Origin of the sequence: Nocardioides sp., assembly GCF_036401255.1 — a bacterium.
In the GTDB taxonomy this organism is placed as follows: Bacteria; Actinomycetota; Actinomycetes; order Propionibacteriales; family Nocardioidaceae; genus Nocardioides.
The window spans coordinates 1-5,397 of sequence record NZ_DASWVI010000044.1; the positions used below are offsets into that span (position 1 = coordinate 1).

Annotated in this window: 4 protein-coding genes; 3 read left to right on the forward strand and 1 reads right to left on the reverse strand. The window is 69.6% G+C overall.

From position 1 onward, the window contains the following. Window positions 1-576, reverse strand: a 576-nt coding sequence (locus VGD85_RS02180) for an MFS transporter (RefSeq protein ID WP_331061813.1), incomplete at its 3' end; no start/stop codon positions are given. 117 nt (window positions 577-693) lie between these two features. On the opposite strand from VGD85_RS02180, the gene VGD85_RS02185 reads away from it, so the two are divergent. From VGD85_RS02185 to VGD85_RS02195, 3 genes are all read left to right on the forward strand, one after another. Next, complete coding sequence (locus tag VGD85_RS02185) at window positions 694-2,655, forward strand: class I SAM-dependent DNA methyltransferase (RefSeq protein WP_331061814.1); 1,962 nt, start codon at window positions 694-696, stop codon at window positions 2,653-2,655. A gap of 125 nt (window positions 2,656-2,780) precedes the next feature. Then, on the forward strand, window positions 2,781-3,890 hold the full coding sequence (locus VGD85_RS02190) for a hypothetical protein (RefSeq protein WP_331061815.1): 1,110 nt from the start codon (window positions 2,781-2,783) through the stop codon (window positions 3,888-3,890). 69 nt (window positions 3,891-3,959) lie between these two features. Continuing rightward, window positions 3,960-5,324 (forward strand): HNH endonuclease, encoded by a 1,365-nt coding sequence (locus VGD85_RS02195; protein WP_331061816.1) that lies wholly within the window; start codon window positions 3,960-3,962, stop codon window positions 5,322-5,324. The last annotated feature ends 73 nt before the right edge of the window (window positions 5,325-5,397 follow it).

Consider the following 5,397-nt stretch of genomic DNA (forward strand, 5'->3'; position numbering starts at 1 on the left):
CAGCGAGAGCACCATGGCGGCCGAGAACACGTACGTCGCGGCGTCGACCAGCACCGCCAGCGGCGCGCCCACGATCCGGATCAGGGCGCCCGCGACGGCCGGCCCGGCCGTCTGGGACACGGCGTCCGCCGCGTCGAGCCGGGCATGGGCCCGCTGCAGCCCGTGCCGCGGCACCACTCGTGGCACGAACGACATCGACGCGGCGTCGTTGACCAGCGAGACCGTCCCGAACAGCACGACGACGACCAGCAGCAGCGGCAGGCTGAGGACGTCGAACGTCCAGGCGAGCGGGATCAGCGCGAGCAGGCCGGCGCGGCTCAGGTCGGTGACCACCATGACCGGCCGGCGGCGGACCCGGTCGACGAGCGCTCCGACGACCAGGCCGAGCAGCAGGTAGGGCAGCCACCGCGCCGAGTTGAGCCAGCCGACCTCGGTCGTGCCGCCGTGCAGCGTGGTGAGCACGACCGTCTGCAGGGCCAGCGTCGTGATCGCGGTGCCCAGCCCCGACACGGCCTCGCCCCACCAGAACCGCGCGAACTCCGGCGATCGGTCGTCGGGTTGGGTGGGGAGGTCCACGCGGGACACCCTGGCACGGCCGGCGTCGCTCCAGCGACAGGGCCTCGCGGCCGACGGCTGAGCTGATCGGGCGGTACCCGCGGCGAGCCCGACAGCGGTCGGGCAAGATGGTGCGTCATGAGTGCTCGGCGGATGGACCAGACGGTCGTCAACAACCACGGGGCCTTCATCTGGCGGATCGCCAACCTGCTGCGCGGCACCTACAAGCCGGCTCAGTACGGCGCGGTCATCCTGCCGTTCGTCGTGCTGCGGCGCCTGGACTGCCTGCTCGCCCCGACCAAGCAGGCGGTCCTCGCGGCCGCTTCTGAGCCCGGTGGGTTGCCGCCCGAGATCGGGATGCCCCGCGTGACGGGCCTGAGCTTCTGGAACACCTCCGCCTACGACCTCACGAAGGCGCTGGGAGAGCCCGCCCAGCTGCGCGCCAACCTCGAGGACTACGTGCTGGGCTTCTCGCCGAACGTCCGAGACATCTTCGAGCAGTTCGAGCTCGGCAAGACGCTCGCCAAGCTGGATGGCGCCGATCTGCTCTACCTGGTCACCAAGGACTTCGCCGCGATCGACCTCCATCCCGATCGGGTCACGAATGCCGACATGGGCGCGATCTTCGAGGAGTTGATCCGCAGGTTCGCGGAGTCGTCCAACGAGACCGCCGGAGAGCACTTCACCCCGCGCGATGCCGTGCAGCTGTTGGTCGATCTCTTGTTGGCGCCCGACGACGAGGCGCTGACGAAGCCCGGCATCGTGCGACACATCTACGACCCGACGGCCGGCACCGGCGGCATGCTCGCGCTCGCCGAGGAGCACATCAAGGAGCACAACGAGTCGGCCGAGATCGTGCTCGCGGGCCAGGAGCTCAACGACCAGTCCTACGCGATCTGCAAGTCCGACATGGTCATCAAGGGCTACGACGTCGGCGCGATCGCGTTCGGCGACACCCTTGCCGACGACAAGCACGCGGGCCGGACCTTTGACTACTGTCTCGCGAATCCGCCGTACGGCGTGGAGTGGAAGCGCTCCGAGGCGGTCGTGCGCGCCGAGCACCGCGACTTGGGTTTCGAGGGACGGTTCGGGCCCGGGCTGCCCGCGATCAGTGACGGGCAGCTGCTGTTCCTGCTGCATCTGGTCTCGAAGATGCGGCCGGTGACCCAAGGCGGCGGACGCGTCGGGATCGTCCTCAACGGCTCGGCGCTGTTCACCGGCGGCGCGGGCTCGGGGGAGTCCGAGATCCGCCGCTACCTGCTCGAGCACGACCTCCTCGAGGCGATCGTGGCCCTTCCGACCGACATGTTCTACAACACCGGCATCGCGACCTACATCTGGATCCTCGACAACGACAAGCGGCCCGAGCGCCGAGGAAAGGTGCAGCTCGTCGACGGCTCCGGCTACTGGTCGAAGATGCGCAAGTCGCTCGGCTCCAAGCGCCGCGAGCTCACGGACGCCGATATCAGGACGATCGTGAGTCTGTACGACGCCTTCGACGCCGGGGAGAAGTCGAAGATCTTCGACACGACCGACTTCGGCTATCGGCAGATCACCGTCGAGCGCCCGCTGCAGCTGTCCTTCACCGTCACACCGGCCAAGGTCGACGCGGTGCTGGCCGCGAAGGCGGTCGCGAAGCTCTCGGAGGACGATCAGTCCACGCTGCGCGCAGTGCTGGCCGCCGCGATCGACTCAATGTCACGAGACACCTTCGTCCGCGACCTCAAGAAGCGCGCCAAGGACGCCGGCCTCGCACTCCCGGCGCCGGTGGTCAAGGCGATCGTCTCCGCGATCGGTGAGCACGACCCGGACGCCGACGTCTGCCGCGACGCAAAGGGCAACGTCGAGCCGGACCCGGCGCTGCGCGACACCGAGCGCGTGCCGCTCACCGAGGGGATCGAGGAGTACGTCGCCCGCGAGGTGCTGCCGCACGTCCCCGACGCCTGGGTGGACCACAGCAAGACCCGCGTGGGGTACGAGATCCCGTTCACCCGGCACTTCTACGTCTACACACCACCCCGGCCGCTGGAGGAGATCGACGCCGAGATCGCCCAGCGGATCACGAGGATCCAGGAGCTGTTCGCGCAGGTGCAGGCGTGAGGGGTTATCCCGCCTACAAGGAGTCTGGAGCCGGGTGGCTCGGGCACATCCCTCAGGGCTGGCGTCTCTCGCGAGTGGGAGCGGAGTTCGAGCAGCGGTCTGAGACCGTCAGCGATGCGGACTTCATGCCGCTCTCGGTGACGAACCGCGGGATCGTTCCACAACTCGATGACGTCGCGAAGACGAGCCTTAACGACAATCGAAGGCTTGTTCGGGCTGGCGACTTCGTGATCAACAGCCGCTCCGATCGGAGAGGATCGTCCGGCACAGCCGAGCTCGATGGCTCGGTATCGGTCATCTCGATCGTCCTGACCCCGCGGCAGCTAGATCCCGCATTTGTGCACCACCTGCTGAGGAGTTCCGCGTTCCAGGAGGAGTTCTATCGCTGGGGGAATGGGATCGTCGCCGACTTGTGGTCAACCCGGTACTCGTCGATGAAATCCATCGTGATCCCCGTGCCGCCTTTGCGCGAGCAACATGAGATTGCGAAGCAGCTCGACCGGGAGACCGCGGTCATCGACGAGCTGATCGCCGAACAGGAGGCCCTGCTCGCGTCGATGGCCGAGCGACGGACGACCATGGTGCTGGACGCCGTGTCCGGGGGGCCGGCGAGCGGTCAACGCCTCCGACACGTGGTGACCCGGGTTCGGCAGGGTTGGAGTCCCCAGTGCGAGGCTGTTCCGGCTGATGAGGCGGAGTGGGGAGTCCTCAAGACCGGTTGTGTGAACCGTGGCGCCTTCCGTCCCGAGGAGAACAAGAGGCTGCCCGATGACGTGGAGCCTCGGCCGGAGACCGTCGTGCGTCGCGGTGAGATCGTCGTGTCGCGCGCGAGCACTCGCGATCTGGTGGGCAGCGCCGCGGTGATCGATGGGGAGTACCCGCGGCTCATGCTCAGCGACAAGCTGTACGCACTGACCGTGGACGAGTCGGCCGCAGAGCCGGAGTACGTCGCCCTGCGACTCGGCACCCGACCGCTGAGGGATCTCATCGAGCTCGAGGCGTCCGGCGCGAGCCACTCGATGCAGAACATCAGCCAGGCCGACATCCTGAACCTTCCGATGGACCTGCCGCCGGTCGACGACCAACGCGCGGCGCTCGCGGCGCTTCGAGGGCGGACCGCCCAGATCGACGAGCTGACCGCCGAATGCCGCGAGCTGATCGCCCTCCTCAAGGAGCGCCGCGCAGCCCTCATCACGGCGGCGGTGACGGGCAAGATCGACGTCCGCGCGAGCTGACCCGAACGACGTTTGCGCAGGTCAGCGGCCTGCGGGGCGTTGTCGGTGGTCGCGTCTAGCGTGGTTGCCATGAAGGATCTCGGGCAGCATGGACCCGCAGGCAGCGCCGGTGGCGCCGCCGCGGTGCTGCCGTCGGCCGCCGAGGTCCAGGCGTTCACAGCACGGGTGTCCGGTGGCGCGGCCTCCGCGATGACCGACGCCGAGCGGATCGACTTCCTGCGGGCGGCCGAGGAGCTCAAGTGCGCCCTCGAGGGCGCGCAGGCCGACGTCAGCGTCGCGTTCGACGCCTCCCAGCGCGCCGAGCAGGCGCGGGCCGGCGTGCGCGCCGAGCGGCAGGGCCGCGGGGTGGCCGCCCAGATCGCCCTGGCGCGGCGGGTGTCCCACCACCGCGGCAAGAAGCTGCTGCACCTGGCCACCCGCCTGCAGGACCTGCCCGAGACTCGCGATGCCCTGCGAGCGGGGCGGATCACCGAGCTCAAGGCCTCGATCGTCGCCCGCGACACCGAGTGCCTGTCACCGGACCTGCGCGCCAGGGTCGACCTGGCGATCGCCGGCGACCCCGAGTGGCTCGAGTCGCTGGGGGAGCGACAGCTCGAGGCCGAGGTGCAGAAGCTCGCCTACCGGCTCGACCCTCAGGCCTTCGTCAAGCGCTCGGCGCAGGCGGTCGCAGACCGTCGGGTCACGTCTCGGCCCGCACCCGACACCATGATGCGTCTCGGAGCACTCCTGCCGGTCGTGCAGGGCGTCGCTGTCTACGCAGCCCTGCATTCCTGGGCGCTCGCCCGGATCGCCGCCGGTGATCCCCGGAGCAAGGGCCAGCTGATGGCCGACCGGCTCGTCGAGCTGGTCACGGGTCAGGCGTCCGCCGACCAGGTCCCGGTCCGTGCGGACGTGGTGCTGGCCGACACCACGCTGCTCGGCGTGGACGACGAGCCCGGCTGGGTGGCGGGCTACGGCCCCATCCCGGCCGACGTCGCGCGCCACCTGATCCACCGGGCCCACGAGCACGGGCTGGCCGCACTCCGACGTCTGTACGCGCACCCCGCGACCGGGCGCCTCGTGGCCGCCGAGTCGCGTTCCAGGCGCTTCCCCGACGGCCTCGCCGCCCTCATCGGGCTCCGCGACCAGGGCCGCTGCCGCACCCCCTGGTGCGACGCGCCGATCGCCGACAACGACCATGCCCAGGGGCTCGCCGACGGCGGCCCGACCAGCCTCGTCAACGGGCAAGGCACCTGCAAGGCCTGCAACATCGCGAAAGAAGCCATCGGCTGGCGGGCCAGACCCCGGCCCGGACCCGCCGGGCACCCCGACCTCCACACCATCGAGACCACCACACCGACCGGGCACGTCTACACCAGCGTCGCGCCCCAGGTCCGGGTCGTCAGGCGACCGATGTCGATGGAGATCTATCTCGGTGACGAGTCCGTCGCCTGATCCAGCCCACGCCCAGGCACCGTGGGGCATCATGGCCTCTCGATGGCTGACTACCACGAGGCGAAGTTCGAGG

What these genes read in the sequence shown, in the direction of transcription:
- VGD85_RS02195 (WP_331061816.1), top strand. Translation starts at nt 3,960, where the DNA reads ATGAAGGATCTCGGGCAGCATGGACCCGCAGGCAGCGCCGGTGGCGCC.
- VGD85_RS02190 (WP_331061815.1), top strand. Translation starts at nt 2,781, where the DNA reads ATGCCGCTCTCGGTGACGAACCGCGGGATCGTTCCACAACTCGATGAC.
- VGD85_RS02185 (WP_331061814.1), top strand. Translation starts at nt 694, where the DNA reads ATGAGTGCTCGGCGGATGGACCAGACGGTCGTCAACAACCACGGGGCC.